27 protein-coding genes and 2 pseudogenes are annotated in these 25401 nt (G+C 61.3%); 19 read left to right on the top strand and 10 right to left on the bottom strand.

Features of this window, described 5'->3' with window-relative positions; all coding sequences use genetic code 11:
* Positions 1–81 precede the first annotated feature (81 nt).
* From P8H27_RS10165 to P8H27_RS10155, 3 genes are read right to left on the bottom strand one after another with little or no spacing between them, the layout of a single operon-like run.
* Positions 82–543, bottom strand: a complete 462-nt coding sequence (locus tag P8H27_RS10165) for a DUF2489 domain-containing protein (protein WP_289637203.1) — start codon at positions 541–543, stop codon at positions 82–84.
* Positions 544–550: 7 nt separating this feature from the next.
* On the bottom strand, positions 551–751 hold the full coding sequence (locus P8H27_RS10160; RefSeq protein ID WP_289637202.1) for an SEC-C metal-binding domain-containing protein: 201 nt from the start codon (positions 749–751) through the stop codon (positions 551–553).
* Positions 752–757: 6 nt separating this feature from the next.
* Positions 758–1255 (bottom strand): LEA type 2 family protein, encoded by a 498-nt coding sequence (locus P8H27_RS10155; RefSeq protein WP_289637316.1) that lies wholly within the window; start codon positions 1253–1255, stop codon positions 758–760.
* Between the two features lie 112 nt (positions 1256–1367).
* On the opposite strand from P8H27_RS10155, the gene P8H27_RS10150 reads away from it, so the two are divergent.
* A complete protein-coding gene (locus P8H27_RS10150) occupies positions 1368–1922 on the top strand; it encodes a hypothetical protein (RefSeq protein WP_289637200.1) in 555 nt (184 codons plus the stop codon).
* A gap of 63 nt (positions 1923–1985) precedes the next feature.
* Here P8H27_RS10150 and P8H27_RS10145 read toward each other — a convergent pair whose 3' ends face one another.
* Complete coding sequence (locus P8H27_RS10145; protein ID WP_289637198.1) at positions 1986–2474, bottom strand: YchJ family protein; 489 nt, start codon at positions 2472–2474, stop codon at positions 1986–1988.
* A 5-nt stretch (positions 2475–2479) separates the two neighbouring features.
* Positions 2480–2977, bottom strand: coding sequence for a DUF6231 family protein (locus P8H27_RS10140; protein WP_289637197.1), 498 nt, complete (start codon positions 2975–2977; stop codon positions 2480–2482).
* 438 nt (positions 2978–3415) lie between these two features.
* Between P8H27_RS10140 and P8H27_RS10135 the strand changes: the two are divergent.
* From P8H27_RS10135 to P8H27_RS10120, 4 genes and pseudogenes are all read left to right on the top strand, one after another.
* Positions 3416–3772 (top strand): annotated as a pseudogene (locus P8H27_RS10135) (OmpA family protein); the annotation flags it as partial.
* A gap of 104 nt (positions 3773–3876) precedes the next feature.
* Positions 3877–4608 (top strand): OmpA family protein, encoded by a 732-nt coding sequence (locus P8H27_RS10130; protein WP_289637196.1) that lies wholly within the window; start codon positions 3877–3879, stop codon positions 4606–4608.
* A 131-nt stretch (positions 4609–4739) separates the two neighbouring features.
* Complete coding sequence (locus P8H27_RS10125) at positions 4740–5045, top strand: DUF1145 domain-containing protein (protein WP_289637195.1); 306 nt, start codon at positions 4740–4742, stop codon at positions 5043–5045.
* Positions 5038–5799 carry a collagen-like protein gene (locus tag P8H27_RS10120; protein ID WP_289637194.1) on the top strand — a complete coding sequence of 254 codons (762 nt, stop codon included), beginning with the start codon at positions 5038–5040 and terminating at the stop codon, positions 5797–5799. The genes P8H27_RS10125 and P8H27_RS10120 overlap by 8 nt, the downstream gene beginning before the upstream one ends.
* A 45-nt stretch (positions 5800–5844) precedes the next feature.
* Here P8H27_RS10120 and P8H27_RS10115 read toward each other — a convergent pair whose 3' ends face one another.
* Complete coding sequence (locus P8H27_RS10115; protein ID WP_289637193.1) at positions 5845–6309, bottom strand: CopD family protein; 465 nt, start codon at positions 6307–6309, stop codon at positions 5845–5847.
* A 116-nt stretch (positions 6310–6425) separates the two neighbouring features.
* Here P8H27_RS10115 and dinG point away from each other — a divergent pair, with 116 nt between their 5' ends.
* From dinG to pdxH, 4 genes and pseudogenes are all read left to right on the top strand, one after another.
* Entirely contained in the window at positions 6426–8570 is a 2145-nt protein-coding gene (dinG, locus tag P8H27_RS10110) for an ATP-dependent DNA helicase DinG (RefSeq protein ID WP_289637191.1), read from the top strand.
* An 88-nt stretch (positions 8571–8658) separates the two neighbouring features.
* A complete protein-coding gene (locus P8H27_RS10105) occupies positions 8659–9804 on the top strand; it encodes a serine hydrolase domain-containing protein (RefSeq protein ID WP_289637189.1) in 1146 nt (381 codons plus the stop codon).
* Between the two features lie 96 nt (positions 9805–9900).
* Positions 9901–10521: pseudogene (locus P8H27_RS10100) on the top strand (OmpA family protein); the annotation flags it as partial.
* A gap of 104 nt (positions 10522–10625) precedes the next feature.
* The gene (pdxH, locus tag P8H27_RS10095) at positions 10626–11273 is read left to right on the top strand and encodes a pyridoxamine 5'-phosphate oxidase (protein WP_289637188.1); all 648 of its coding nucleotides are present in this window, start codon (positions 10626–10628) and stop codon (positions 11271–11273) included.
* Between the two features lie 125 nt (positions 11274–11398).
* Here the strand turns inward: pdxH and P8H27_RS10090 are convergent, their stop codons facing one another.
* Positions 11399–11635, bottom strand: a complete 237-nt coding sequence (locus P8H27_RS10090) for a hypothetical protein (RefSeq protein WP_289637186.1) — start codon at positions 11633–11635, stop codon at positions 11399–11401.
* A 149-nt stretch (positions 11636–11784) separates the two neighbouring features.
* Between P8H27_RS10090 and P8H27_RS10085 the strand changes: the two genes are divergently transcribed.
* From P8H27_RS10085 to P8H27_RS10040, 10 genes are all read left to right on the top strand, one after another.
* On the top strand, positions 11785–12249 hold the full coding sequence (locus P8H27_RS10085) for a glycine zipper domain-containing protein (protein ID WP_289637185.1): 465 nt from the start codon (positions 11785–11787) through the stop codon (positions 12247–12249).
* A 419-nt stretch (positions 12250–12668) separates the two neighbouring features.
* Positions 12669–15461 (top strand): monovalent cation/H+ antiporter subunit A, encoded by a 2793-nt coding sequence (locus tag P8H27_RS10080; protein ID WP_289637184.1) that lies wholly within the window; start codon positions 12669–12671, stop codon positions 15459–15461.
* 1 nt (position 15462) lies between these two features.
* Positions 15463–15792, top strand: coding sequence for a Na+/H+ antiporter subunit C (locus P8H27_RS10075; protein WP_289637182.1), 330 nt, complete (start codon positions 15463–15465; stop codon positions 15790–15792).
* Positions 15789–17294, top strand: coding sequence for a monovalent cation/H+ antiporter subunit D (locus tag P8H27_RS10070; RefSeq protein WP_289637181.1), 1506 nt, complete (start codon positions 15789–15791; stop codon positions 17292–17294). Before P8H27_RS10075 ends, P8H27_RS10070 begins: the two co-directional genes overlap by 4 nt.
* On the top strand, positions 17291–17794 hold the full coding sequence (locus P8H27_RS10065; protein ID WP_289637180.1) for a Na+/H+ antiporter subunit E: 504 nt from the start codon (positions 17291–17293) through the stop codon (positions 17792–17794). The genes P8H27_RS10070 and P8H27_RS10065 overlap by 4 nt, the downstream gene beginning before the upstream one ends.
* Positions 17779–18048: a K+/H+ antiporter subunit F gene (locus tag P8H27_RS10060; RefSeq protein ID WP_289637179.1), complete on the top strand. Its 270-nt coding sequence runs from the start codon at positions 17779–17781 to the stop codon at positions 18046–18048. The genes P8H27_RS10065 and P8H27_RS10060 overlap by 16 nt, the downstream gene beginning before the upstream one ends.
* Before the next feature lie 9 nt (positions 18049–18057).
* Positions 18058–18390: a Na+/H+ antiporter subunit G gene (locus P8H27_RS10055; RefSeq protein ID WP_289637178.1), complete on the top strand. Its 333-nt coding sequence runs from the start codon at positions 18058–18060 to the stop codon at positions 18388–18390.
* A 175-nt stretch (positions 18391–18565) separates the two neighbouring features.
* The gene (locus P8H27_RS10050; protein ID WP_289637177.1) at positions 18566–19474 is read left to right on the top strand and encodes a DMT family transporter; all 909 of its coding nucleotides are present in this window, start codon (positions 18566–18568) and stop codon (positions 19472–19474) included.
* 10 nt (positions 19475–19484) lie between these two features.
* Positions 19485–20579 (top strand): PLP-dependent cysteine synthase family protein, encoded by a 1095-nt coding sequence (locus tag P8H27_RS10045; RefSeq protein WP_289637176.1) that lies wholly within the window; start codon positions 19485–19487, stop codon positions 20577–20579.
* A 106-nt stretch (positions 20580–20685) separates the two neighbouring features.
* Positions 20686–21354 (top strand): GntR family transcriptional regulator, encoded by a 669-nt coding sequence (locus tag P8H27_RS10040; RefSeq protein WP_289637174.1) that lies wholly within the window; start codon positions 20686–20688, stop codon positions 21352–21354.
* A gap of 20 nt (positions 21355–21374) precedes the next feature.
* Here P8H27_RS10040 and P8H27_RS10035 read toward each other — a convergent pair whose 3' ends face one another.
* The 3 genes from P8H27_RS10035 to P8H27_RS10025 all read right to left on the bottom strand — a co-directional run bounded on the left by P8H27_RS10035 (position 21375) and on the right by P8H27_RS10025 (position 25271).
* The gene (locus tag P8H27_RS10035) at positions 21375–22505 is read right to left on the bottom strand and encodes a mandelate racemase/muconate lactonizing enzyme family protein (RefSeq protein WP_289637173.1); all 1131 of its coding nucleotides are present in this window, start codon (positions 22503–22505) and stop codon (positions 21375–21377) included.
* A 3-nt stretch (positions 22506–22508) separates the two neighbouring features.
* Positions 22509–23627 (bottom strand): mandelate racemase/muconate lactonizing enzyme family protein, encoded by a 1119-nt coding sequence (locus tag P8H27_RS10030; protein WP_289637172.1) that lies wholly within the window; start codon positions 23625–23627, stop codon positions 22509–22511.
* A 69-nt stretch (positions 23628–23696) separates the two neighbouring features.
* A complete protein-coding gene (locus P8H27_RS10025; RefSeq protein ID WP_289637171.1) occupies positions 23697–25271 on the bottom strand; it encodes a BCCT family transporter in 1575 nt (524 codons plus the stop codon).
* Between the last annotated feature and the right edge of the window lie 130 nt (positions 25272–25401).

Genomic DNA, 25401 nt, shown 5'->3' with positions numbered 1-25401 from the left:
GCAACGAGCTCCTTGCAGAACGCAGGACTGGAAAGATCGGTGGATGAAAGTCTCGCCCAAACCCCTGCAAGTCCGGCAGGCTCAGGTGCCGGGTTGCTTCAGGCCTTCGTCGAGCAGCCAGCGTGCGGCTGTGCGAGCGGCAGCCTTGTGCTGCAGCTCCAGTTCGTTGAAGTGTTTTTCGTGCTGGCGCCGTTCGGTTTTGTCCAATGCCTTCCAGTCGTCATGGGTGGGCACCTGGGCGGTAGCTTCGAACAGCAGGTGAAACACCTGGCAGCGGCTATCTTGGCTCAGCGCGGTGTCGTAGTTGTCCAGCAGCACCTTGATCCGAATGGCGCCTTCGATCAACGGCAGCTGGCCATCGAGCAGACTGCCGGCGAGTATCTGCAAATCGCCAGCCAGACGTTCACGGCGTTGGTTTTCTGCCTGCGCCTGGTTGCGTCGTTGCGCCCATACGCGGCGCCACAGGAGCAAGGCGTACAGGGCCAGCGTCAGCACCAGCAGAGTGCCGGCCAGCAGCAGAAGCAGCAGATTCAAGGTGTTCATGGGCGCATCAGCCGCCGTGGCATTTCTTGAATTTCTTCAGGCTGCCGCATGGGCAGGGGTCGTTGCGGCCAACGTCCTTGAGGGTGTTGCGTACGGGCTCCTGGTGAGCATGGTTGCAGTCCGGGCCATGCACGTGGGCATGGTCATGCTGGTGGCCGTGTTCGGCGTGGTTGCAGTCGGGGCCGTGTACGTGGGGTTGTTGGTTCATGTGCGCTTACTCAGGAATGAAATCGCCGGGGATTATCTCGCCATTACGCGACATGTGCACGCTGCGTCCGAATAACAAACCGGTTTTCACCTGGCCTTCGAGACGATAGCGAATGGGCTCTTCGGGTCGCTCCAGCAATTTGACGATTTGCCGCAGATGTCGCCAGAGATTGGTGCGCACCGGAACATCGAACACATGGTGCCCATAGGCCGGAACCGTGAACCAGGTGTCGGATTGGCCTTCTGCCAGTTCCACCTCGTTGAGGTGTACCCGGTAATCCATGCCTCTCACCGGCAAGCTCATGCTGTTGGGGTTGTCGATACGAAAACGCAGAACGAAGTGCTGCTCCAATAACTTGGCCTTGATCACATCGACTTTGACCAAGCGGACATCTGGATCCTTAAACTCCCCGGTCGTCCAGGTGGAGCATCCGCTGAGGCCGCAAAGCAAGCCGAAAAACATCAATAGGCTGAGAGTTCTTATAGTTAGCGCCTGGGAAAACATTTCATACTCCAAAGGACGCGTCAGTGTAACAAGCACGCGCTCTGCTGCAACGTGTTGTGAGGGTAAAAAAACCTGGGCCATACTGGGCACCGATAAAGACAGGAGTGTGACCATGGTGCGTTATGAGATCGCCTTTGCTGGCCAACTGGTGCCGGGGGCGCAACTGGAGTCGGTCCAAGCCAATCTGGCCAAGTTGTTCCAGGCCGATGCGGCGCGCATTGCCTTGTTGTTCTCCGGGCGGCGCATCGTGATCAAGAACAACCTGGACGCGGCCGGCGCGGAAAAATACCGCAGCACCTTGCAGCGTGCCGGTGCTCTGGTCGAAGTACAGGGCATGGCCGAGATTGACGAGCCCGGGGCGGCACTGCCGACTGCCGTCGAAGCGCCTGAGGCCGTGCCAGCCGTAGCGGCACGGGAACCTGCCGGCAAGCGCTTGAACGTGCTGCCGCGCGATGCGTACATGGCGGCTTTCTCAGAGGTCGATGCACCGGATTTTGCCATCGCCCCGCTTGGCGAGGACTTACAGGACGACAAGCCCGCCCCACAAGCGCCGCCTCTCGATCTGTCGCAATTCAGTCTGGCGCCTGTTGGCAGCGATATGGGTGAGGCGAAGGCCGCGCCTGCCGGCCCGCCGCCGGATATTTCCCACCTGAAACTGCAGGACTAGGCTGTCCTGATCGCGGCGCCCGGGAGACCTGGCGCCAGCACGGGCGAGTTGGCGCTTGTCGTTTCAGACAAAGCCGGCGCAGCACTTCTTGAACTTCTGTCCGCTGCCGCAAGGGCAGGGATCATTGCGGCCGGCCTGCAGCGCGACCGTAGGGTCGATAAAGTACCAATGATCCTGGTGCTGGACGAAGGCAGAGCGTTCGCGATGGGCATGTTCGCCGCTGCCATCGTGCCAGCGTGCGGTAAAGGTCACGAAGCCATGTTCCGGCTGGCCGCCCAGCACTTCGGTGTTTTCGACCTCCAGGCCAAGCCAGGTGCTTTGCAGGCTCCAGGCGCCGATCGCGGTGCGATCCAGTCCTTGTCGTTGCGCCGCCAGGGTAGTCGCCAGCAAGTAATCGACCAGTCCCAGGGCGTAAGCGCTGTAGCGTGAGCGCATAAGCGCTTCGGCACTCGGTGCCGGCAGCCCTGCATGGTAGCGGCCGCAGCACTCGCTCAGTGAATCGCCACTGCCGCAGGGGCAGCTTGGCTGGGTCGTGGAGTGGACTGTGGTCATGCGACTTACCACCAGTATTTGCCAAAGTTTTCCGGGTTGGCCCAGAACTTGGCATTCAACCAGTCGGGTACCTGTTTGTAGTCAAGCAGGTCGTAGGTGAACAGGCTCAGGGTCTGCTCGCCTCGCTGAAAGCGTTCACTGGTTTGCAGGGCCAGGGCAAAAAAGTCGGTGTCCTGCCAGGCGCAGGCCTGCAGGTCGACCAGCACTGCCAAGCGGCTGGCGTTGAGGTTGCGGATGCCGCCGAGCAGCTCCAGCCCTGTGCGTTTGGGCAGATGTTCAAGGCAGTCGATGATCAGTGCCAGGTCGAAACGTTGTGCGGCCAGCTCGTCCGGCAGGGCGCCCGCGGCGGCGTGCGTAACCTGGCAGTTGGCATGCGCGGCCTGAAAAGCGGCCAGCGCCGGCAGTTCGCTGGCGCCTACCAATAACAGGCTGCTTGGAGCGTAGCGCTCCAGCAGGGTGGCCAGCGCTTGCTGTGGCGTGCGGGAAGAAATGCTCTCGCTCATCGATAATCCTCGATCGGTTGTGAAAAGACTAACGTGCGGCGGCGTGAAGGCCTAGAGCCGATCATTCTTATTGAGTATGTCAATCCTGTCTGGCGGATTCTAAAACTGACGTCTTTAATCCATAAGTATCGGTTTAGATCCGATTCCTACTGGAGATATGCGCATATGAACATCGTAAGGAAAGCTGTACCCCTGATTCTGGCGACCAGCTTCTTGACCGGCTGTGCCGGTCTGCAGAAAACCGATTGGCCGATGTGTGCGGCAATCGGTGGTGTGGGCGGTGCCGCACTGGGTGCGATTGAAAGTTCGACATGGGCGGGCGGTGGCGCGCTGGTCGGCGCCGGCATGGCAGCAGCCTATTGCTGGGTGCATGGTGCCGAGGCAGAAATGATGATGGTCGAGGAGGTGATGGTCGAAGAGCCGGTCATGCCTGAGCCCGTCGCAGAAGCCGTGCGGGTCGAGCTGGATGTGAAGTTCGATTTCGACAAGGCTCAAGTCAAGGAAGGCAGTTTTGCCGACATCAAAAACCTTGCCGACTTCATGGTGCAATACCCGCAAACCACTACCGTGGTTGAAGGACATACCGACTCCATCGGCACCGACGGCTACAATCAGGGCCTGTCCGAGCGTCGTGCCAATGCGGTTCGCGATGTGCTGGTCAACCAGTACGGGGTGGCGGGTAGCCGGGTCAGCGCAGTCGGTTATGGCGAGAGTCGACCGGTCGCCGACAATGCGACCGATGCCGGGCGCGCGATCAATCGTCGAGTCGAGGCTGAGGTCGAGGCGCAGCCTTAAGCGCGTCATGGCGCCCTTTTGACAGGGGCGCACTTGTACTATCCAGAAGGGGCGGCTTTACTCCTGTGTTACCGGCATCGCGCCGGTAACACAGGAGATTCGCCATGAGAACCAGGCTCTTAAGAGTTGCTATTCCCCTTCTCTTGGTCAGCAGTGTTCTTTCTGGTTGCGTTACGACTTCCAGCACGGGAGATGCGGCGCTCAACCAGGGGAACTGGCCCTTGTGTAGTGCGATTGGCGGCCTGGCCGGTGGTGGTCTGGGCGCAATCGAAAGTTCGGCTTGGGCAGCAGGTGGCGCCGTGGCCGGTGCGGTCATAGGCGGCATTATTTGCTATGCCCAGGACGGTGATGAGGACGGCGATGGGGTGTTTGATCGACGCGATCGTTGTCCCGGTACAGCGCCCAATACTCCAGTGCGCCACAATGGCTGCCCATCGCCGCAGTATGCGAGCCCTCCCGAAGTAATGGCGCCCGATGAGCCTGCAGTGCCGGTTCGAGTCGAGCTGGACGTGAAGTTCGACTTCGACAAGTCGGTAGTCAAAGAAAACAGCCATGCCGATATCAAAAGCCTGGCCGACTTCATGATGCAGTACCCGCAAACCACCACGACTGTCGAGGGTCACACCGACTCAATTGGCTCCGATGCCTATAACCAAGGCTTGTCCGAACGGCGTGCCAATGCCGTGCGCGACGTATTGGTCGAGCAGCATGGCATCGCAACTGGTCGGGTTGCGGCGGTAGGTTACGGCGAATCACGCCCGGTTGCCGACAACGGCGCTGAATCGGGGCGTGCCATCAATCGCAGGGTCGAGGCGGCGGTCGAAGTACAGCCGTAGTCGACGTCACCTGATGCGGGCCGGTCGTTGGTCGGCCCGGTAGCTGGCGGGGGAAGAGGTCTCTGCAGTTTTTGCTAGCCCGGTGTAAAGCAGTTAAGGTGCGGCAGAACAAAAAACTGCTAGGGGCGGACATGAAAATCTTGTTGGGGCTGGGGAAAGTGCTGGCTGCGTTATTTTGGGGCGTGGTGTTGGCCAATCTTATCGATCCGTTCACGCAGCCTTTCGCCTTGCTGCTGAATCTGGCGGGCGGGTTGCTTGTGTTGATCCATGGGCTGGAGTTGGTGCTGTTTAATGATCGTTTGAGCGGATGTGCGCGGCCCGGGCTTGAACGCGTGCAAGTTTTACTGTTCGGCATTTTCCACTTGCAGGGGCTGCCGCTGACGCCGGCGAGTGCGGCGAGTGTGGCGCCGGTGCAGTTGGAGGTCGAGCATGCGTAGCCTGCTGCTGTTGGCCGCACTGTGCAGCCCGATGGCGCTGGCGCAGAGCTTGATCGAGGTGCAGTCGCATACGTTGCTGCGCTTGCCGGCGACAACCGACGTGCTGCGGGTTGAGCGCTTGCACGTCGCTGAACATGGCACTTTGTTGCTTCCGACTGGGCTGACGGAGCTGTATGTCGCAGAACTGCGTCTGGGGCGTGACGCACGGATCGCCATTGCGCCTGGCGAGCAGGCCTTGCGTCTGGAGGTGGTGAGCGGCGAGATTGCGGCCGGCGCGCAGATCAGCGTGCGTGGCGCGCCAGGTTCGTTTCTGCAACCTGCATCGCCGGGCCGTACCCTGAGCATGCGCCTGGTGGGGGTGGCGGCTGAAGCCCTGCTGGTCGATGCCCGAGGTGGCATGGGGGCGCCAGGTTACTCCGGTTTGGATGGTGCGGATGGCAAGCCCGCTGGCTGTGCCTGGGGCCAGGCCAGTCGCGGCCATGACGGGCTGAGTGGTGGCGATGGCCAGGCCGGGGCGCGGGGTGGCCAGGTGCGCCTGGAAGTGCCGCAGGACTTTCCCCTGGAGCGGCTGCAGGTACTCCTGGACGGCGGCGCTGGTGGCGCAGCCGGTCATGGCGGCGGTGCGGGTGCCGGTGGCGCGAGCAAGGGCTGCTGGCTGTACAGCACCGCGCATGCGCGCGATGGACGCCCCGGTCAGGCTGGCCAGCCGGGCATTGCTGGGGCGGCAGGCAATCTGGATGTAGTGCGCTTTTAAATCTACGCCTGCAAAGCAGGGGCGCCATGCGCGCCCTGCTCGTGCTCAGAGGCTTGGGCGGGCGGCAGCGATGCTGATCAGCAGCAGGCCCAGAATCAGGTTGATACCCACCAGGCGGCGAATTCGCCCGAGCACGGCACCGCCGTTCGGCCAGTCTGCGGCGGCCACTGCGCGACGCAGTTCGGGCAGTTGCAGCGCCTGCACGCGGAGAAACAGCGCGAGCATGGCGATGTACAGGCCGATCATGATGTGCACATAACGCGGTGCGGTCTCGAAACCGGAAAAGCGCAGGTTGAGCATGCCCACGCCGGTAATCGGCAGCACTATCACGGCCGCCCAGACCCAGTAAAAGAAGCGCTGAAATACCTCGAGCCACAGTTTCAAGCGTGCGGGTGCCTCCAGTGCGCTAACTGCGGCGGGGCGCAGGATCATCCAGGCGAAGAACATGCCGCCGACCCACACGAGTGCGGCGAGCAGGTGCAAGGCGTAGGTCACAGCGTAAGGTGTCATGTAAAACTCCAGTCCGGGTTCTGCGCATTATCGCTTAGCGCGTTATGATAGCGGCCGTTGCCGAACACTGAAAATTTATCCAGCCTTTTCGCGCCCAGACCCCACATCCAGATCCCATGCTCAGTACCGAACTCAAGTCCCAGATCCAGGGCGCCTACACGCGTTTTCTCGAAGCCAAGGCGCTCAAGCCGCGCTATGGCCAGCGCTTGATGATCGCCGACATCGCCAAGGTGCTGGGGGCGATCGAGGTCGACGGGGAGGGTCGGCGCGAGGGCGAACCCGCCGTGGTGGCGGTCGAGGCCGGTACCGGTACCGGCAAGACGGTGGCCTACTGCCTGGCGGCGATTCCCGTGGCCAAGGCCGCCGGCAAGCGTCTGGTGATCGCCACTGCGACCGTGGCCCTGCAAGAGCAGATCGTGCACAAGGATTTGCCCGACCTGATGCGTAACAGCGGTCTGAATTTCAGTTTCGCCCTGGCCAAGGGCCGTGGCCGCTACCTGTGCCTGTCCAAGCTCGACATGCTGTTGCAGGAAGGCCAGGCGCAAAGCGCCACCGCCCAGTTGTTCGAGGAAGAAGGTTTCAGGATCGACGTCGACGAACAGAGCCAGAAACTGTTCGTCGCCATGATGGAAAAGCTCGCCGGCAACAAATGGGACGGCGACCGCGACAGCTGGCCCGAGGAACTGGAGGACACGCGCTGGTCGCAACTGACCACCGATCACAGCCAGTGCACCAGCCGGCATTGCCCGAACTTCCAGCAGTGCGCCTTCTACAAGGCGCGTGAGGGCATGGGCAAGGTCGATGTGATAGTCACCAACCATGACATGGTGCTCGCCGACCTGGCCCTGGGCGGCGGCGCCGTGCTGCCCGACCCGCGGGAAACCCTCTATGTGTTCGACGAAGGCCATCATCTGCCGGATAAGGCCATCGGCCACTTCGCCCATTTCACCCGCTTGCGCTCGACCGCCGACTGGCTGGAACAGACGGCGAAGAACCTCAGCAAGCTGCTGGCCCAGCACCCGCTGCCGGGCGACCTGGGCCGCTTGATCGAACAGATCCCGGAGCTGGCGCGGGAGATCAAGACCCAGCAGCAGTTCATGTTCAGCGCCTGCGAGCAGGTGGCCGAGTTCAAGCCCGGCGAAGACATGCAGGGCCGCGAACGGCCGCGTCACCGTTTCGTCGGCGGCCAAGTGCCCGAGCACCTGCGTGAGCTGGGCACTGAGTTGAAGAAAGGTTTTTCCAAACTCAACGACCTGTTCACCGGGGTGACCGAGAAACTCAAGGAAGCCATGGATGGCGAGGCCACCATCGGCATCGCCAGCCACCAGGCCGAGGAGTGGTACCCGCTGTTCGGCAGCCTGCTGGCGCGGGCCCATGGCAGTTGGGAGTTGTGGCTGGCCTTCACCGCCGACGACCCCGAAGACAGCCCGCCGATGGCGCGCTGGCTGACCCTGGCCGACAGCGGCGCCTTGTTCGACATCGAAGTCAACGCCAGCCCGATCCTCGCCGCCGAAACCCTGCGGCGCAACCTGTGGAACGTGGCCTATGGCGCCCTGGTGACCTCGGCGACGCTGACCGCGCTGGGTACCTTCGACCGCTACCGGATGCGTGCCGGCCTGCCCAAGGTGGCGGCGACCTCCGTGGTGCCGAGCCCCTTCCATCATGCCGATGCCGGCGTCTTGCGGGTGCCGAACCTGCATGCCGATCCGCGCGATGCGCAGGCGCACACGGCGGCGATCATTCGCGATCTCCCGGCATTGGTGGAGGGCTCGCGCGGCACCCTGGTGCTGTTCTCCTCGCGCAAGCAGATGCAGGACGTGTTCGAGGGCCTGGAGCGCGAGTGGCGCAAGCGGGTGTTCATCCAGGGCAACCTGTCCAAGCAGGAAACCCTCAACAAGCACAAGGCGCGGGTCGATAGCGGCGAGGACAGCGTGTTGTTCGGTCTGGCCAGTTTCGCCGAAGGCGTCGACCTGCCCGGCGCCTATTGCGAACATGTGGTCATTGCCAAGATTCCCTTCGCCGTGCCGGACGACCCGGTGGAAGCGGCGTTGGCCGAGTGGATCGAGGCGCGCGGCGGCAACCCCTTTATGGAAATCGCCGTCCCCGACGCCTCGCTGCGCCTGGTGCAGGCCTGCGGGCGTTTGCTGCGTACTGAAGCAGACCGCGGCACCATCACCTTGCTCGATCGACGAGTGGTGACTCAGCGCTATGGCAAGGCGATTCTCAATGCCTTGCCGCCGTTTCGCCGGGAAATCAGTTAAGCGCGGCCGGTTGCGCGGGTTCCCAAGCGCAAGCCGGGCTGGAACAATGCGCGGCTGATCATCCATTCCCCCGACCAAGGAGCCGCTTGTGCAGATTCAGGGCTATTTCGACCTCAAGTTCGAGGCGGTCAAGCACGCCTTTGCCGCCTTGTTCGAAGACCCGCAGGAACGCGGCGCCGCGCTTTGCGTACAGGTCGCCGGCGAGACGGTGCTGGATATCTGGGCCGGAGTGGCCGACAAGGACGGTGAGCAGGCCTGGCACAGCGACACCATCCTCAACCTATTTTCCTGCACTAAGACCTTTACTGCCGTGACGGCCTTGCAACTGGTCGGCGAGGGCAAGCTCGAGCTGGACGCGCCTGTGGCCCGTTATTGGCCAGAATTCGCCGCCGCCGGCAAAGGCAAAATTACCCTGCGGCATTTGCTCTGCCATCAGGCTGGGCTGCCGGCGTTGCACCAGATGCTACCGGCCGAGGCCTTGTACGATTGGCAGACGATGACCGCCGCACTGGCGGCCGAAGAGCCCTGGTGGTCGCTCGGTCAAGGCCATGGTTACGCGCCTATCACCTACGGCTGGCTGGTCGGCGAATTGTTGCGGCGCATCGAAGGCCGCGGCCCGGGGGAGTCGATAGTCGCGCGCGTCGCCAAACCGCTGGGCCTGGACTTTCATGTCGGCTTGGCCGATGAAGAATTCGACCGCGTGGCGCATATCTCCCGCGGCAAGGGCAGCCTGGGGGATGCCGCTGCGCAGCGTCTGCTCAAGGTCATGATGAGCGACCCCGCGGCCGTGAGCACGCGAGCGTTCACCAATCCGCCGTCGATCATGACCAGTACTAACAAGCCGCAGTGGCGTCGAATGCAGCAGCCGGCGGCCAATGGTCATGGTAATGCGCGCAGTCTGGCCGGTTTTTACAGCGGTTTGCTCGATGGCCGCTTGCTGGAGAGCGAGCTGCTCGATGAACTGACCCGTGAACATGCTGTCGGTGAGGACAAGACCCTGCTGACCCGCACCCGCTTCGGTCTGGGCTGCATGCTCGACCAGCCCGCGGTGGCCAACGCTACCTATGGCCTGGGGCCGCGGGCTTTCGGCCATCCGGGGGCGGGTGGTTCCAGCGGCTTTGCCGACCCGGAGCGCGATCTGGCCTTTGGCTTCGTGGTCAACAATCTGGGGCCGTTCGTCTTAATGGATCCTCGTGCGCAGAAACTTGCGCGTGTTGTGGCAGATTGTTTGTAGGAAGCTCGGCTAAACTCCCAGCACCTTGTGGTTGTTTTAAGTGTTCATGCCGGCTCGTTGCCGGTTTCTTTAGACCGTTTCGTATGTGGATAACCGATGCCCGCCACTAAATCTCTCGCCTTCGTCCTGTGCCTGCTCCTTGCCGGTTGCGCAGGCCCTGAAAAGAGCAAAACACCCGCACCGGTCGCCATGCCGAATCCAAAGGTCACTCAGGCCTGGCTGGACGATTACGAACCGCGTCTGCGTGAAGCGATCAAAGGCAGTCATTTCGAATTGGAGCGGCGCGAGAATCTGCTGGTGGTGACGGCGCCGGTGCAGGGTACGTTCAATCCGGATCGGCCATTTATGCTGTTGCCGGTGACCCTTGGGCCGATCAGCCGGGTTGCCAAATTGCTGGAGAACGATCATGGCATTGCCGTGTTCGTGCTCGGCCATGCCGACAGCAGTGGCGCCGCTGCGGCCAATCGCGAGCTCAGCCATGAGCGGGCGCGGGCCTTTACTGCGATCTTCCGCTTGAGCGGGTTGAAGCAGAACCGTCTGATGGTCAAGGGGATGGGCTCGGACATGCCGCGCGCGGCCAATGACAGCGCCGAAGGGCGCGCGCTCAATCGGCGGGTGGAGATCCTGCTGACCTCGCAGGACACCATGCAGGCGCTGGTCGCCAAGTACAGCCAGCCAGCCCCGGCAGTCGAGCCGGCGGTGGTTGTAGCCAAGGCGACGAATGCCAAACTGGCTGCCGGCAAGTAGATAATTGCCGCAGATCAAGTCAAATGAAGCGTCTCCGGGTAAGCTAGGCAGCCACCGTTCTAGAGGGCTTTGCCATGACCCAGACCCTGGCGGATATGCGCCGCGACTACACCCGTGATGGCTTGAGCGAGGCGCAGGCGCCTTTCGAGCCATTCAGCTTGTTCAAACAATGGCTTGCCGATGCGGTGAAGACCGAGCAACCGCCGGTCGAGCCCAACACCATGACGCTGGCCACTGTCGATGCCGAGGGTCGTCCGCATTGCCGGGTGTTGCTGCTCAAGGGGCTGGACGAGCGCGGATTCACCTTCTTCGGCAACTACGACAGCGCCAAGGGCCAGGAACTGGCCGCCAGACCCTATGCGGCCATGACTTTTTTCTGGCCGGGCCTGGAGCGTCAGGTACGCATCGAGGGCCGGGTTGAACGCCTTTCCCAGGCCGAATCCGATGCCTATTTCCAGGTGCGGCCGCTGGGCAGTCGCCTGGGCGCCTGGGCTTCGCCACAGAGCCGGGTAATCAAGAATCGCGCCGAGCTTGAAGGTCTGCTGGCGCAAGTCAAGCAGCGCTTTCTCGAGCAGGCGCCAGACTGTCCGCCACATTGGGGTGGTTATCGCCTGCTGGCCGAGCGTATCGAGTTTTGGCAGGGCCGCGCCAGTCGCCTGCATGACCGCCTCGACTATCGCCTGCACAACGATGGATGGAGCCGTGAACGTCTGGCACCTTGATCTCTGCGGCGGATTCAATCGGTTCTACGGGGCGCCTGCGGGCGCCTTGCTGTTTCTGGGGGAAGACAAGCGACTTGGCTTCGGGCAGCGCCGCATGGTTCTCCGCAGTGGGTTGTCGCGCCCCCTCAGTGCGCCCGGTAATCGGCGGCCGCGCGTTCCAGCCAGGCTGGTAGTTCGCGGCGTTTGACCTTGCTGGCTCGGGCATCGGCCAAGCGCTGGAGCATATAGTCCTTCTTCGCGGCGTCCTGGCCGGCCAGCGATAAGGCCAGGTCGCGGTCGGCCCAGCGTTTGATGCGTACGAACAGCCACCAGTGGAAGTAGAGACCGGCACAGGTCAGGCTGGCGATGATGAAGTAATCCATGGATATTCCCCTCCTTGCGACGAAGCCTAACCGATAGCCTAAGCTGACTGACATAGACAGATCGTCGGACAGGGTTTTCGATGGACAGGATGACAGTTGCGTGCTTTGCCGGTCTAATGAGACATATATTGAAAACGGAGGCGGTTCTCATGCGTAAGCCAGTTGCGTTGGTTACAGTTTTTACGGCATTGGCTCTGGCCCTGGGGGGCTGCGCGTCCAGCCTGACGGGCGACAGCTATTCGCGCGATGAAGCCCGCGCGGTGCAAACCGTGCGCATGGGCACTATCGAATCGCTGCGGCCGGTGAAAATCGAAGGCACCAAGACGCCGATCGGTGCCGGTGCCGGTGCGGTGGTGGGCGGAGTGGCCGGTAGTGGTGTCGGTGGCGGTCGCGGCAGTGCCGTCGCGGCGGTGATCGGTGCGGTGGCCGGTGGTTTGATCGGTGCCGCCACCGAAGAGGGCTTCACTCGCACCCAGGGCGTGGAAATCACCGTACGTGAAGACGACGGCACCATGCGTGCCTATGTTCAGGCCGTCGAAGAGAACCAGATTTTCCGGGTGGGTCAGCGCGTACGGATCATGACTGTCAACGGCACCAGCCGCGTCGCCCTGTGACTCGTGCCCAAGCCGGATCAGCGCCAGCTGATCCGGCTTTTTCGTGGGTCACTCAATGATCGCCACCCTGTGCCCGGCACTCGCTAGAGTCAGACAGCCGGCCGGCTCGCGATTTTAGTAATACTTCTATTCATGACGTTGCACCGATAGGTATGGATAATCGGGAAATAATCCTGTGTCGACAAAGGCTTAGCTGGCTCCGATCAGGCTTGGCGAGCGCCGGTTGAGCCATCTGAGGATACCTGCAGCACTAATTGTCATTGCCTCTTCAGGCTATGCAGTCGGCGTAGACCGGCCAATACAACAAGCTACGCCCGCCGCACGCCGGTGAGTCCCGGTCATGCGGCGGGCGTAGCAGTTTGGACGCTAACCCTCGGCCATGACCCGGTCGGCGGACTTGCAAAAAAGGGGTTTTGTGTATGGCGCTTGCGCTAATTGTCGCCTTGCCATTTTTGGGGATGATCCTGCCACTGTTGGCCGAGCGAATGGGGCGTTCGGCCTGCTCGGTGGCGGCGGGGCTGGCGCCGCTGGCGGCTTTGCTCCTGTTGTTGTCGCAACAATCGTCGGTGTTTGCCGGTGAGTTGCTCAAGGTCAAGCTGAACTGGTTGCCCTCGCTGGGGCTGAACCTGAGCTTGCGCCTGGATGGCCTGGGTTTTCTGTTTGCCTTGCTGATTCTCGGCATCGGTCTGTTGGTGATTCTCTACGCCCGTTACTACCTGGCGAAACAGGAGCCGATCGGACGTTTCTTCGCTTTTCTGCTGCTCTTCATGGGCTCGATGCTTGGCGTGGTGCTGTCGGAAAATCTGCTGCTGATGCTGATGTTCTGGGAGCTGACCAGCCTCTCGTCGTTCCTCTTGATCGGCTTCTGGAGTGGCCGTTCGGATGCGCGCACCGGTGCGCGCATGGCCTTGGCGATTACCGGCGGCGGCGGTTTGGCTCTGTTCGCGGGGATCTTGCTGATTGGCCATATCGCCGGCAGCTTCGAGCTGTCGCAGGTGCTCGCCAGCGGTTATGCGATTCGCGCCCATGCACTGTATCCCCTGGCCCTGGTGCTGGTGTTGCTCGGCGTGTTCACCAAGTCGGCGCAGTTTCCCTTCCACTTCTGGTTGCCCCATGCGATGGCGGCACCGACTCCGGTTTCGGCTTATTTGCACTCGGCGACCATGGTCAAGGCCGGAGTGTTTCTGCTGGCGCGGCTGTATCCGGCGCTGGCCGGTACCGAGTGGTGGTTCTACCTGGTCAGTATCACCGGTCTGGTGACCTTGCTGGTCGGCGCCGGGATGGCCTTGTTTCAGCACGATCTCAAGGGCTTGTTGGCCTATTCGACCATCAGCCACCTGGGCCTGATTACCCTGCTGTTCGGTCTGGATACCCGCCTGGCGACGGTGGCGGCGGTGTTCCATATCATCAACCACGCGACTTTCAAGGCTTCGCTGTTCATGGCCGCGGGCATCATCGACCACGAAACCGGCAGCCGCGACATGCGCCGCATCAACGGCATGTGGAAGTACATGCCGCATACCGCCATGTTGGCGATGGTGGCGGCCTCGGCGATGGCCGGGGTGCCTTTGCTCAATGGCTTCCTGAGCAAGGAGATGTTCTTCAGCGAGACCCTCAACCAGCACCTGCTCGGCAGCTTCAACTGGGCGATTCCGGCGGCGGCGACCCTGGCCGGGGTATTTTCGGTGGCCTATTCGCTGCGCTTTATCCATGACGTGTTCTTCAACGGCGAACCGATCAACCTGCCGAAGTACCCGCCCCATGAGCCGCCGCGCTACATGAAACTGCCCGTGGAGGTGTTGGTATTCCTCTGTTTGCTGGTCGGCATAGTGCCGGCTTACACGGTCGCGCCATTGCTCGCCGTGGCGGCGACGGCGGCCCTGGGCGGGAGCCTGCCCGAATACAGCCTGGCGATCTGGCATGGCTTCAATCTGCCGCTGCTGATGAGTTTCATCGCCTTGTTTGGCGGGATTCTCGTTTACTTATGCCGCCAGCCGTTGTTCCGCTGGTATGCCGGTTTGCCGAGCATGGATGCCCGCTTGCTGTTCGAGCAGGGCATGCTGTTGCTGGTGCGGATTTGCCTGGCGATCACCAAGCGCCTGGAAAACGGTTCGTTGCAGCATTATCTGGGGTTGTTATTGGGCGCCGCGCTGGTGGTGGTGACCTTTGCGCTCAGCCCCTTGCCGCAAGTTACCGGCGCGCTGGCGCTGACTCCGGTCGATGGCATCACCGCCTTGGGCCTGGGCGTCCTGGCACTGGCCGCGCTGGCCACGGTGGTGTTCCATCGCCAGCGTCTGGTGTCGCTGCTGATGCTCAGTGTGGTCGGCCTGATGGTGGCGCTGGCCTTTGCCCGCTACTCGGCGCCGGATCTGGCCCTGACCCAGCTGTCGGTGGAGGTGGTGACCATCGTCCTGCTGATGCTGGCGCTGTACTTCCTGCCGGCGCAGACGCGTGGCGAATCGAGCAGTATCCGTGGTTTGCGCGATTTCATCCTGGCGGCGGGCTTCGGGGTGATGGTGGCGATCCTGGTGTTTGCCGTACTGACCCGGCCCTATGACAGCATTTCCAGTTTCTTCCTGGAGAACAGCCTGTCCGGCGGCGGTGGCAGCAATGTGGTCAACGTGATCCTGGTGGACTTCCGCGGCTTCGATACCCTGGGCGAAATCAGCGTACTGGCGATTGCCGGTGTCGGCATCTACGCCATGCTCGATGGCCTGCGCCTGTTCCAGCCGCACGCCGATGCCGAAGGCCGCAGTTGGGCGCATGATCGCCACCCGCTGATCCTCGCCACTCTGTCGCGGGTACTGTTGCCGATGGCCCTGTTGATTTCGGTGTTCATCTTCCTGCGTGGGCACAACCTGCCGGGCGGCGGTTTCATCGCCGGCCTGGTCACTGCCGTGGCGCTGATCCTGCAATACGTCGCCAGCGGCGTGCAGTGGACGCAGTCGCGGTTGCCGCTCAATTATCACCGCATGGCCGGGGCCGGGGTGCTGATCGCCGGGCTGACCGGGCTCGGCAGTTGGCTATTCGACCGACCGTTTCTGACCTCGGCATTCGGTCATTTCGAGATCCCGTTGATCGGCGAAATCGAGCTGGCCAGTGCCATGCTGTTTGACCTGGGCGTGTACCTGACCGTGGTCGGTGCGACCCTGCTGATTCTCTCTAACCTGGGCAAGTTGACCCAGGAAAAGGCCGGACAAGAGGTACTTTGAGATGGAAGCTTTGTTTGCCGTAGCCCTCGGCATCCTCACCGCCAGCGGTGTTTACCTGTTGCTGCGAGCGCGCACCTTTGCGGTGGTGATGGGCCTGACGCTGATCTCCTATGCGGTCAACCTGTTCCTGTTCGCCATGGGTCGCCTGCAAACCGGCGTAACCACGGTGATCGGCGCCAACGCCGAGTATGCCGATCCGCTGCCGCAGGCGCTGGTGCTGACCGCCATCGTCATCGGCTTTGCCATGACCGCCTTCGTGGTGGTGCTGGCGCTGCGCAGCGTCGGCGAAATGAAAACCGACCACGTCGATGGCCGGGAGTCCGCCCGATGAATCATGGCTTGATCCTGCCGGTGTTGCTGCCGATGTTCATCGGCTGCCTGTTGCTATTCGGAGCCCGGCTGAGCATGCCGGCCAAACGAGCCTTATCGCTGAGCAGCGCCGCGGTGCTGGTGGCGCTGAGTCTGTGGTTGATCTGGCTGGCCGACCAGGGCGGGCTGCGGGTCTATGCCCTGGGCAACTGGCAGCCGCCGTTCGGCATCATCCTGCTGCTCGACCGGTTGAGTGCGCTGTTGCTGGTGGCTACTGCGCTGCTGGCCTTTTTCGCCCTGCTTTATGCGACGCGCGGCGATGACGAGCGCGGGCGCAATTTCCATGCGCTGTTCCAGTTCCAGTTGATGGGCATCAACGGCGCCTTTCTCACCGGCGACCTGTTCAACCTGTTCGTGTTCTTCGAGATTCTGCTGATCGCCTCCTATTCGCTGTTGCTGCACGGCGGTGGAGCGGAGCGGGTACGGGCCGGCTTGCATTACGTGATCCTCAACCTGGTCGGCTCGGCCTTGTTCCTGTTGGCGGTCGGCGTGCTCTACGGCATCAGCGGCACGCTGAACATGGCCGACCTGGCCGTACGGGTGGCTGCGGCCAATGCCGATCAGGCGCCCTTGCTGGGCGCCGCCGGCTTGTTGCTGTTGGTGGTGTTCGGCTTGAAGGCGGCGTTCCTGCCGCTGTATTTCTGGTTGCCCAGGGCGTACGCCTCGGCCACGGCGCCGGTCGCGGCACTGTTCGCGATCATGACCAAGGTCGGTCTGTACTCGATCCTGCGCGTCTATACGCTGATCTTCGGCGACGACGCCGGCATGTTGGCCAACATGGCCCAGGACTGGCTCTGGCCGTTGGCGCTGTTGACCATCGGCTTGGGCGTCATAGGCGCGTTGGCGGCGAGCAGTCTGCACCACTTGCTCGCCTATCTGGTGGTGGTCTCGGTCGGCACCCTGCTTGCGGGGATTTCCCTGGGCACGCCACAAGCCTTGGCCGCCGCCTTGTTCTACCTGCTGCACAGCACCTGGATTGCCGGTGGCCTGTTCCTCCTGGCCGATCTGATTGCGCGCCAGCGGGGGCAGAAAACCACTCTGCTGATCCAGGGGCCGCAGTTGCAGAATCCGCATTTGCTGGGAATTCTGTTTTTCGTCGGGGCGATCAGCGTGGCCGGCTTGCCGCCGCTGTCCGGGTTCATCGGCAAGCTGCTGTTGTTGCGTGCGGTGGAGCCGGGCCTGCAGGCGCTGCTCCTCTGGCCGGCGGTGCTGGGCGGCGGTCTGGCCACGTTGATCGCGCTCAGCCGCGCCGGCAGCACCTTGTTCTGGCGGGTCGGTCAGAGCCAGCTGGACAGTGCCGAACTGGACTATGGCCGCTTGCTCGCCTGCATCGGACTGTTGCTGCTCAGTCCGCTGCTGGTCGGCCTGGCCGCGCCTCTGTTGACGTATGCCGAGGCAACGGCCAGCCAGTTGCTCGACCTGCAGTTGTATCGCCAGATCGTCCTCCCGGGAGGTGCGCCATGAAGGCCCGCCGCTGGCTGCCCCATCCGCTGCTGAGCCTGACCTTGCTGGGGGTCTGGCTGCTGCTGGTGAATGATTTGAGCCTTGGCCACTGGCTGCTCGGCGCACTGCTCGGCGGGCTGATTCCGCTGGTGACCCAGGTGTTCTGGATCAACCCGCCACGCGTTCGCAAACCGCTGAAGCTGTGCCTGTTCTTTCTGCAGGTATTGGGCGATATCGTCATCGCCAACCTGCAGGTGGCCAAACTGATCCTCGGCCCGAGTGCCAGGCTGCGTCCGGCCTTTGTCGAGATTCCCATGCTGCTGGAGGACGAGCTGGCCCTGACCATGCTCGCCAGTATCATCTCCCTGACCCCGGGGACGGTGTCCGCCGATTTGAGCGACGACCGCAAAACCCTGTTGGTACATGGCCTGGATGTGGACGACGAAGTCGCCCTGGTCGCGCAGATCAAGCGCCGCTACGAAGCGCCGCTACTGGAGGTATTCGCATGCTCGCCTACGTGATTCCATTGTGCCTGGCGATCATGGGCCTGGCCCTGATGCTGACCCTGGCCCGCCTGATCAAGGGGCCGGATCTGCCGGATCGGATCCTGGCCCTGGACACCCTGTACATCAACGCCATCGCCTTGCTGGTGCTGTTCGGTATCTGGCTGGGCTCGGATCTGTATTTCGAGGCGGCGCTGCTGATCGCCGTGATGGGCTTTATCGGCACGGTGGCGGTGGCGAAATACCTGCTGCGCGGCGACATCATCGAGTAAGGAGTTGGCATGCATAGCTGGATCGAAGCCTTGGTCGCCCTGTTTCTGCTGCTCGGCAGCCTGTTCGCCCTGGTCGGCGCCATAGGCCTGTACCGCCTGCCGGACTTCTTCATGCGCCTGCACGGGCCGACCAAGTCGACCACCCTGGGCGTCGGCGGCATGGTCATCGCCTCCCTGTTCTACTTCGGCAGCCGGGGCGACGGCATCAGCCTGCACGAGCTGCTGATCACCCTGTTTTTGTTCATCACCGCGCCGGTCAGCGCCCACATGCTGGCCAAGGCCGCCCTGCAGCAGAAGCTGCGCCTGAGCGACAAGACCCGCGGCAGGCCCTGGCAGCAGTAGAGCCGCGCCGCAGCCCGGGTCGGTGCCGCGCAATCCGGGGCCGCATGATTCGGCCTTGCCCAAGGCTTGTCCGGGCTATCCATGCCGAGCCGCCGGCATACAGTTCCAGCGCCTGACTGTATCTGGCGGCAGCACTCAAGCCGTTCTACACTCCGGCTTTTACACGGAGGTGGCTATGGGCGGGCAGGGCAGAGGGGTGGCGATGGTCTGCCTGGTGGTCGCCATGGCGTTGTGGGGCAGTTCCTTTATCGCCCTGAAACTGGCTTTTGCCGAGTTACCGCCGTTGTGGGTGATCTGCGCTCGTATGGCCCTGGGTAGCCTGGTCTTCCTGTTGGCTTGGCGCTGGCGTGGGCGCATGCAGTACCGCCGTGGCGACTGGAAATACCTGCTCGGCCTGGCGGCCTGCGAACCCTGCCTGTACTTTCTCTTCGAGGCTCTGGCGCTACAAAACACCAGTGCCTCCCAGGCCGGCATGGTCACGGCGCTGCTGCCGTTGTTGGTGGCGGTCGGGGCCTTTGTCTGGCTCAAGGAGCGCATCAGTCGCACCACCCTGGCCGGTTTTCTCATCGCCGTGATCGGCGCCATCTGGCTGAGCCTGGCCGGTGGCGCGGATGCACACGCCCCCAACCCGCTGCTGGGCAACTTCTACGAATTTCTCGCCATGCTCTGTGCCATGGGCTACACCCTGCTGCTCAAGCATTTGTCGGCGCGCTATTCGCCCTTTCTGCTGACCGCCATGGTGGCCTTCGTCGGCACCCTGTTCTTTCTGCCGCTGGCCTTGCTGGCGGCACCGCTGCCGCGCGAGTTCAGCCTGCTGGGAGTGGGCGCGGTGGCATACCTGGGCGTATTGGTGACCGTGGGCGCCTACGGGCTGTACAACTTCGGGGTCAGCCGTTTGCCGGCCAGCCAGGCTTCAGGCTTTACCAACCTGATCCCGGTGTTCACCCTGGTGTTCGCCATGCTGTTGCTCGGCGAGCGTCTCAATAGCCCGCAGATGCTCGCCGTGCTGCTGGTATTTGCCGGGGTGGCATTGAGTCAGTGGCGCACCGCCGCGCCGCCGCTGCCGGCGGCTGTACTGGATTGAGGACATACCGATGAGCAACTGCAGAGCCTGGGCGCGTGAGGCGATCCGCATCATCGAGGCGGATTTCCAACGCAGTGCCGATACTCACCTGATCCCCCTGGCGTTGCCCGGCCTGCCGGGCGTCGAGCTGTACTTCAAGGACGAATCCAGTCACCCCACCGGCAGCCTCAAGCATCGCCTGGCCCGTTCGCTGTTTCTCTACGCCCTGTGCAACGGCTGGCTCAAGCCCGGTGCGCCGGTGATCGAGGCGTCCAGCGGTTCCACGGCAATTTCCGAAGCCTATTTCGCCGGCCTGCTGGGCTTGCCCTTTATTGCGGTGATGCCGGCGTCGACCTCCAGGGAGAAGATCGCCCAGATTGCCTTCTATGGCGGCCAGAGCCACCTGGTGGATGATCCGACCCGGATCTATGCCGAATCCGAACGCCTGGCGCGCGAGAGCGGTGGCCACTTCATGGATCAGTTCACCTACGCCGAGCGCGCCACCGACTGGCGCGCCAACAACAATATTGCCGAGTCGATCTTCCAGCAGCTGCGTAGCGAGCGTTATCCCGAGCCGGCCTGGCTGATCTCCAGCTCCGGCACCGGCGGCACTCTGGCCACCCTCGGCCGCTACGTGGGTTACCGCCGTCACACCACCCGGGTGCTGTGCGCCGATGCCGAGCGCTCGGTGTTCTTCGATTATTACCGCACAGGCGATGCCGGCCTGACCCTGAACTGCGGCTCGCGCATCGAAGGCATCGGCCGGCCGCGGGTCGAGGCCTCCTTCCTGCCCTCGGTGATCGACGCCATGTGCAAGGTGCCGGACGCCCTGTCGCTGGCGGCCATGCACTACCTGGCGCGGCGCCTGGGCCGGCGCGTGGGCGGTTCCAGCGGCACCAACCTGATCGGTGCGCTGCTGGTCGCGCAGCGCATGGCCGCGGCCGGCGAATCCGGCTCGCTGGTGGCGATTCTCTGCGATGGCGGCGAGCGCTATGCCGGCACCTACTATGACGAGGCCTGGCTGCACAGCCAGGGCTTCGAGCTGGCGCCGCTGATCGAGGCGGTGGCCGCCTGTGCCGAGCGGGGCGTGGCCTTGCCGGGTGAGTTGCCCACGGCTGGGTTCTAGCTATCGGTCTAGTGAGGGACGGTGCGGCGTCTGGGCGCGTTCTAATTTTTCGGCTTCTTGATATGATTGTCGGCCAATCAGACAATTTAAAAGAACGTCATAGCATATGAAGAAATCAGCAATGATCAACAAGCGCAGCTTGGAAGATCAGGCCGCGGACTTACTGCGTGATGATATTGTCAGCGGCGAGCTGACACCGGGGATGCGCTTAGTCGAAACCAGCCTGGCTAAAGAGTACAACCTGTCTCGCGGAACTATCCGCATCGCGCTACACCAACTCGGCTCTGAAGGGCTAGTGACTCAGGTACCTTATGCTGGCTGGTCGGTATCGATGCTTAACGATCAAGATATTTGGGAGCTCTATACCCTGAGGGCTACTTTGGAAGGGTTGGCCGCGCGTCTTGCGGCGGAGCGGATTGACGATGAAGGCGTCGCCCGCTTGCAAGCGATCTATCAGAAGTTATTGGTGCTTTGTGAGGGCGAGGACATCAAGTCCATTGCGCGAGCCGACCTCGATTTGCATAGAACTATCGTCGAGTTGTCCAAGCACAATCGTTTGGCCCTGCAATACCAGCTGATCGAAAATCAGTTCCTGGCCTATATCGCCGCAGCTAACCAAGTATTCGATCGGCATCAGGTGGGTAGCAGCCACTATGATCTGGTCGCTGCGATTTGCTCCGGCCAAGGCGAGCAAGCGCAAGCGGAAGCAATCCGAAACATCACCTACTTCGCGGAGCTACAGCAACATTCTGCCCCTGATGATCAGGGGCATTAATTCTGGTTGGTTGCCGGCGCTTATCGCACGCGATAGCGCTGTATCGTTCGTTCATTGAGTTCAATCCCCAGGCCTGAACCCTGAGGAACTGCGATCATGCCGTCGTCATCGATCTTCGGTCCGTTCTCGCACAGTAGCCAGCGTAGGGGCGAGGCCGAGGTCGAGAACTCGGCGTATTCGGCTTTTGGCTGTACGGCCAGGAAGTGCAGATTGGCTGCTAGGGTCAGATCAGTATTCCAGCCGTGCGGGATCAAACGGCTTCCTTGCGCCGCCGCCATGACGGCTATCTGTTTCAGAGCGGTAAAGCCGCCGACCCAACTAATATCCGGTTGGGCAATATCAATGTGTGCCTCACTGAAAAATGGTTGCCATTCGGCTGGGGCGGTCAAGCCCGTATCGCCGGCTCCGATGGGTATCCCTGCGCTTTTCAAGTTGCGAAACTGGTCGATATTATCCAGCGGGAAGGGGGCTTCCAGCCATTGAATTCGACACTCGTGCAATGCCGGAAGCAAAGGCTCCAGTTGCGCGCAATCCGTGTAGGTCGCAGTGGCATCGAGCATGAGTTCGAGTTCGCTGCCAACATGGGCTCGTGCAGCATGCAACAGCTCTATGGCTTGTGCCGGTTCATCTTTCCAGAATGAATCGATGGCCAGCTTCAATGCCTTTACCGGGAACTTTAATGCGTGATCGATCGCCTGCCGTAGTTCGTCAACGGTGCGGCCAAGTGGATAGACCGTGGTGTAGGCGGGGAGACGTTCGTGCTGCGGATATCCGAGCAATGCCGATACGGGCTTGTTTTCCAACTTGCCGCGCAGATCCCAGAGCGCAATGTCTATGCCGCTGATGGCATGCATCACCACGCCTCGGCGGCCACAGTAACTGGTGTGGTGATACATCTTTTGCCATAGTCGAGGAATATCGGTCGGATCCTCGCCGATCAGTATCGACTTTAAACCCATGAGGGTTTTGATTCGCGGTGGCGCGTCAACAATCGCTTTGATAACCGAGGGCAGGCTGTCCACCTCGGCGATACCGCTGATACCGGCATCGGTATGTACGCGGATCAGGCAGCCATTGTTGGTCGGGTCGAGGTTCAATTCTCGATCGTCAGGCACCCGGAGTTCGATCACTTCTATATCGGTTATTTTCATCGCTTATCCGCCAATCTGATGCTGCCAAAGTGTGTCCTTGCGTGCCTGCTGCCAATCGAGTTCTATTCCTAGGCCTGCCGCCGTGGGAGCTTGGATGACGCCATCCCGGGTTCGGATCGGCGTCAGGCAATAGGCTTCATGACTGGAGTAGGGAACCGGTTGCTCGAAATACATGGCGTTGGGAATCGACAGCATCAGATGCAGGTTCGCCGCCTGTGAAGGTGTGTACCCCCAGGACTGCAGCTCCAGTGGCAGGTTATGGGCTTGCGCCAACGCGGCAATGGTGCGCGCGGCGGTAAAACCGCCGGCATAGGTGACATCCGTGCGTAGGCCATCCCAGGCGTGTAGTTGTATGCCTTGGATCATCATGCCCGGGGTTAGCAGGGTGTTTCCCGCCGGTAGAACTGCTGTCGATGTGTGGCGACGCAGTTCCGCATAGCCGATCAAGTCGCTATCGACCAACGGCGCTTCTAACCAAACGCAGTTCATTTTTTCCAGTCGCTTGGCAATTATCCGTGCATCTTTCCGGTTATACCGCTCCTCCAAATCGATCATGAACGGCAAGGAAGTACCGAAGGAACTCTCGATTGCGTCCAGCAGAGCCAGGTCTTTCTCCAGTTCACAACAAACATGGAATTTCACCGTGTCAAAGCCTTGTGCGCGCAGGTCGTGGACGAAGGCCACATAGTCTTCTGGGCTGTTGAGAAGCGGCGTGCTGGCATAGGAGCGAATCGTCTCCCGACTGCCGCCGAGTAACTTATAAAGCGGCAGGTTTACTGCTTTGGCTTTTAGATCCCAGATGGCGATATCAATGGCCGATTGGGGTTTAGGCGTCATGCAACTGTAGCGACTCATCAGGTGTTGCCAGATGATGTCGGAGTTCCATGCGTTGCGCCCCAGTAATTCTGGTAGAAGGGGTTTAAGTGCTGCGCCCAACGACTCGTCGAAACAGTGTTCGGAATAGGTGGTGACGCCGGCGATACCTTCTAGTCCGCAGCGCGTCTGCAGGCGCAGTAGGGTCAAGGTTTCATATACTTCGCCCATGTCGGCCGCTAGTCGATGACGCGGTACCTCTGGGCCGACTACATAAATTTCTGCGCTATCAATTAGAAGTTCGTTCATGAGTAGCATCGTGTGGAGAGGCGGTGGCTTGGTGGCCTCGTAAATAATGAGGCCACCATGGAGTTGAGCTCAGGGAGTGGCGGTTACGTTGGCCGCCGTGAAGCTCTGAGAGGTATCTGCGACCCGCGAGGCGCTTGGCACACCGTTGATTTCATCATGGCGCAGCCAGCGAACAAGGGAGATCGCCATGATCGCGGTGATAAAGAGTTGTGGTAACGCCAGGGTAATGGCTGCCGTTTGCAGCGCTTTCAGGCCGCCGACGAACATCAGGCTGAGTGGTAGAGCAGCCAGGGCCAAGGCCCAGAACAATACATGCCAGCGCGCCGGATGCTCATTTTCCGTCAGCTTTACAGTTGCCACGGCGGCCATGATATAAGCGGCGGAATCGAACTGAGTGGCGAGGAAAATCAGTGCCAGCACGCAGAATAACGGCAGCACTAAAGAGGACAGCGGAAGCGATTTAATCACGGCGATAATGGCGGTGGGGGCATCTTTCTCATTCAGTATGCTGGTGACGGAAAGAATGTCGTTTAACTCCAGATGCATCGCATAATTGCCTAGCACCCCAAAGTAGGCCCAGCAACCGAGGCTGCCATAAACCAGCATGCCCGTGATGACTTGGCGAATCGTACGGCCTCTTGAAATCTTGGCGACGAACAAACCCATGAATGGACCATAGGCGATCCACCAGGCCCAGTAGAAGACGGTCCAGCTTTCCGTGAAGCCAGAGTTGGTTATGGGGTCGGTCCAGAAATTCATCTGCACAAAATTTTGCAGCATCAGGCCAATGCTATTGGTAGTGGTCTTGAGGATGAACAGGGTCGGGCCAACCAGCAAAATGAAAGCGATCAATGCAATTGCCAACCACACATTGATGTCGCTGAGTATCTTTATGCCCTTCTTTAGGCCGGAATAGGCGCTAACACCGAAGATTGCGGTGCATAGCAACATGACGAAGATGCTGAGGCCGAAGGAGTTTTCAATACCAAATACTTCGCTCAACCCTGCCGCCACCATGGGCGTACCCAAACCAAGGCTGGTTCCAACGCCGCCGAGCAGGCCGAACATGAACAAAATGTCGATGACTTTGCCCAGAGCGCCATGTGCGTATTTGCCGAGTACGCCTTCGCAAGCGGCACTCAGTTTCAACTCCGGTTGCTTGCGGACGTGATAAAGATAAGCAAGGGGAATGGCCGGTACGCCGTAGAAAGCCCAAGCGGTGATGCCCCAATGGAACATGCCATAAGTCGCGGCCCATTCCGCAGCTTTATCAGTATTGGCAGTAATCCCCAGGGGGGGAGTTTGCAAATAATAGGCCCATTCGATGGTGCCCCAGTAGAGAATGCCGGAGCCAATGCCGGCACAAAACAACATTCCCGCCCAACTAAAAGATGAAAATTCTGGGCGCTCGCAACTGTTGCCCAACTTGACTTGGCCAAAGCGGCCTAGCGCCAGCCACAACAGCAGACCGACAGCTGCAATACCGCCCCACTGATAGAGGATGCCGAAGTTTGCGGTCATAACGCTAAATGCGGCATTGATAAAGTCGTTGGCTTGCTCCTGCATGACCAACAATGGAATACAGATACCGAGCAGCACCACCAGCGTGGCGCCAAATGTCGGCCAATCAGTACGGACACCCATGTTAGAGACCTCATATTGTTTTTGTGGTTACTGCGTCGAAACTCCCTCTGGGCTCTGTTATCAGCAGCGACGTGGCGGGAGGAGGGTGATGCTAGCACCGCAATTGCAGATTGTACAACAATCTGCAATT

It is taken from the genome of Pseudomonas sp. sp1636 (assembly GCF_030376615.1).
Taxonomy (GTDB): domain Bacteria; phylum Pseudomonadota; class Gammaproteobacteria; order Pseudomonadales; family Pseudomonadaceae; genus Aquipseudomonas.
The sequence above is the reverse complement of the archived record's forward strand: the minus strand, read 5'-3'. Positions and strand labels throughout refer to the sequence as shown.

Excerpts from the sequence above, each read along its gene's own strand:
- P8H27_RS10165 (WP_289637203.1), bottom strand. The coding sequence starts at position 543 with ATGAACACCTTGAATCTGCTGCTTCTGCTGCTGGCCGGCACTCTGCTG.
- P8H27_RS10160 (WP_289637202.1), bottom strand. The coding sequence starts at position 751 with ATGAACCAACAACCCCACGTACACGGCCCCGACTGCAACCACGCCGAA.
- P8H27_RS10155 (WP_289637316.1), bottom strand. The coding sequence starts at position 1,255 with ATGTTTTCCCAGGCGCTAACTATAAGAACTCTCAGCCTATTGATGTTT.
- P8H27_RS10150 (WP_289637200.1), top strand. The coding sequence starts at position 1,368 with ATGGTGCGTTATGAGATCGCCTTTGCTGGCCAACTGGTGCCGGGGGCG.
- P8H27_RS10145 (WP_289637198.1), bottom strand. The coding sequence starts at position 2,474 with ATGACCACAGTCCACTCCACGACCCAGCCAAGCTGCCCCTGCGGCAGT.
- P8H27_RS10140 (WP_289637197.1), bottom strand. The coding sequence starts at position 2,977 with ATGAGCGAGAGCATTTCTTCCCGCACGCCACAGCAAGCGCTGGCCACC.
- P8H27_RS10130 (WP_289637196.1), top strand. The coding sequence starts at position 3,877 with ATGAGAACCAGGCTCTTAAGAGTTGCTATTCCCCTTCTCTTGGTCAGC.
- P8H27_RS10125 (WP_289637195.1), top strand. The coding sequence starts at position 4,740 with ATGAAAATCTTGTTGGGGCTGGGGAAAGTGCTGGCTGCGTTATTTTGG.
- P8H27_RS10120 (WP_289637194.1), top strand. The coding sequence starts at position 5,038 with ATGCGTAGCCTGCTGCTGTTGGCCGCACTGTGCAGCCCGATGGCGCTG.
- P8H27_RS10115 (WP_289637193.1), bottom strand. The coding sequence starts at position 6,309 with ATGACACCTTACGCTGTGACCTACGCCTTGCACCTGCTCGCCGCACTC.
- dinG (WP_289637191.1), top strand. The coding sequence starts at position 6,426 with ATGCTCAGTACCGAACTCAAGTCCCAGATCCAGGGCGCCTACACGCGT.
- pdxH (WP_289637188.1), top strand. The coding sequence starts at position 10,626 with ATGACCCAGACCCTGGCGGATATGCGCCGCGACTACACCCGTGATGGC.
- P8H27_RS10090 (WP_289637186.1), bottom strand. The coding sequence starts at position 11,635 with ATGGATTACTTCATCATCGCCAGCCTGACCTGTGCCGGTCTCTACTTC.
- P8H27_RS10085 (WP_289637185.1), top strand. The coding sequence starts at position 11,785 with ATGCGTAAGCCAGTTGCGTTGGTTACAGTTTTTACGGCATTGGCTCTG.
- P8H27_RS10080 (WP_289637184.1), top strand. The coding sequence starts at position 12,669 with ATGGCGCTTGCGCTAATTGTCGCCTTGCCATTTTTGGGGATGATCCTG.
- P8H27_RS10075 (WP_289637182.1), top strand. The coding sequence starts at position 15,463 with ATGGAAGCTTTGTTTGCCGTAGCCCTCGGCATCCTCACCGCCAGCGGT.
- P8H27_RS10070 (WP_289637181.1), top strand. The coding sequence starts at position 15,789 with ATGAATCATGGCTTGATCCTGCCGGTGTTGCTGCCGATGTTCATCGGC.
- P8H27_RS10065 (WP_289637180.1), top strand. The coding sequence starts at position 17,291 with ATGAAGGCCCGCCGCTGGCTGCCCCATCCGCTGCTGAGCCTGACCTTG.
- P8H27_RS10060 (WP_289637179.1), top strand. The coding sequence starts at position 17,779 with ATGCTCGCCTACGTGATTCCATTGTGCCTGGCGATCATGGGCCTGGCC.
- P8H27_RS10055 (WP_289637178.1), top strand. The coding sequence starts at position 18,058 with ATGCATAGCTGGATCGAAGCCTTGGTCGCCCTGTTTCTGCTGCTCGGC.
- P8H27_RS10050 (WP_289637177.1), top strand. The coding sequence starts at position 18,566 with ATGGGCGGGCAGGGCAGAGGGGTGGCGATGGTCTGCCTGGTGGTCGCC.
- P8H27_RS10045 (WP_289637176.1), top strand. The coding sequence starts at position 19,485 with ATGAGCAACTGCAGAGCCTGGGCGCGTGAGGCGATCCGCATCATCGAG.
- P8H27_RS10040 (WP_289637174.1), top strand. The coding sequence starts at position 20,686 with ATGAAGAAATCAGCAATGATCAACAAGCGCAGCTTGGAAGATCAGGCC.
- P8H27_RS10035 (WP_289637173.1), bottom strand. The coding sequence starts at position 22,505 with ATGAAAATAACCGATATAGAAGTGATCGAACTCCGGGTGCCTGACGAT.
- P8H27_RS10030 (WP_289637172.1), bottom strand. The coding sequence starts at position 23,627 with ATGAACGAACTTCTAATTGATAGCGCAGAAATTTATGTAGTCGGCCCA.
- P8H27_RS10025 (WP_289637171.1), bottom strand. The coding sequence starts at position 25,271 with ATGGGTGTCCGTACTGATTGGCCGACATTTGGCGCCACGCTGGTGGTG.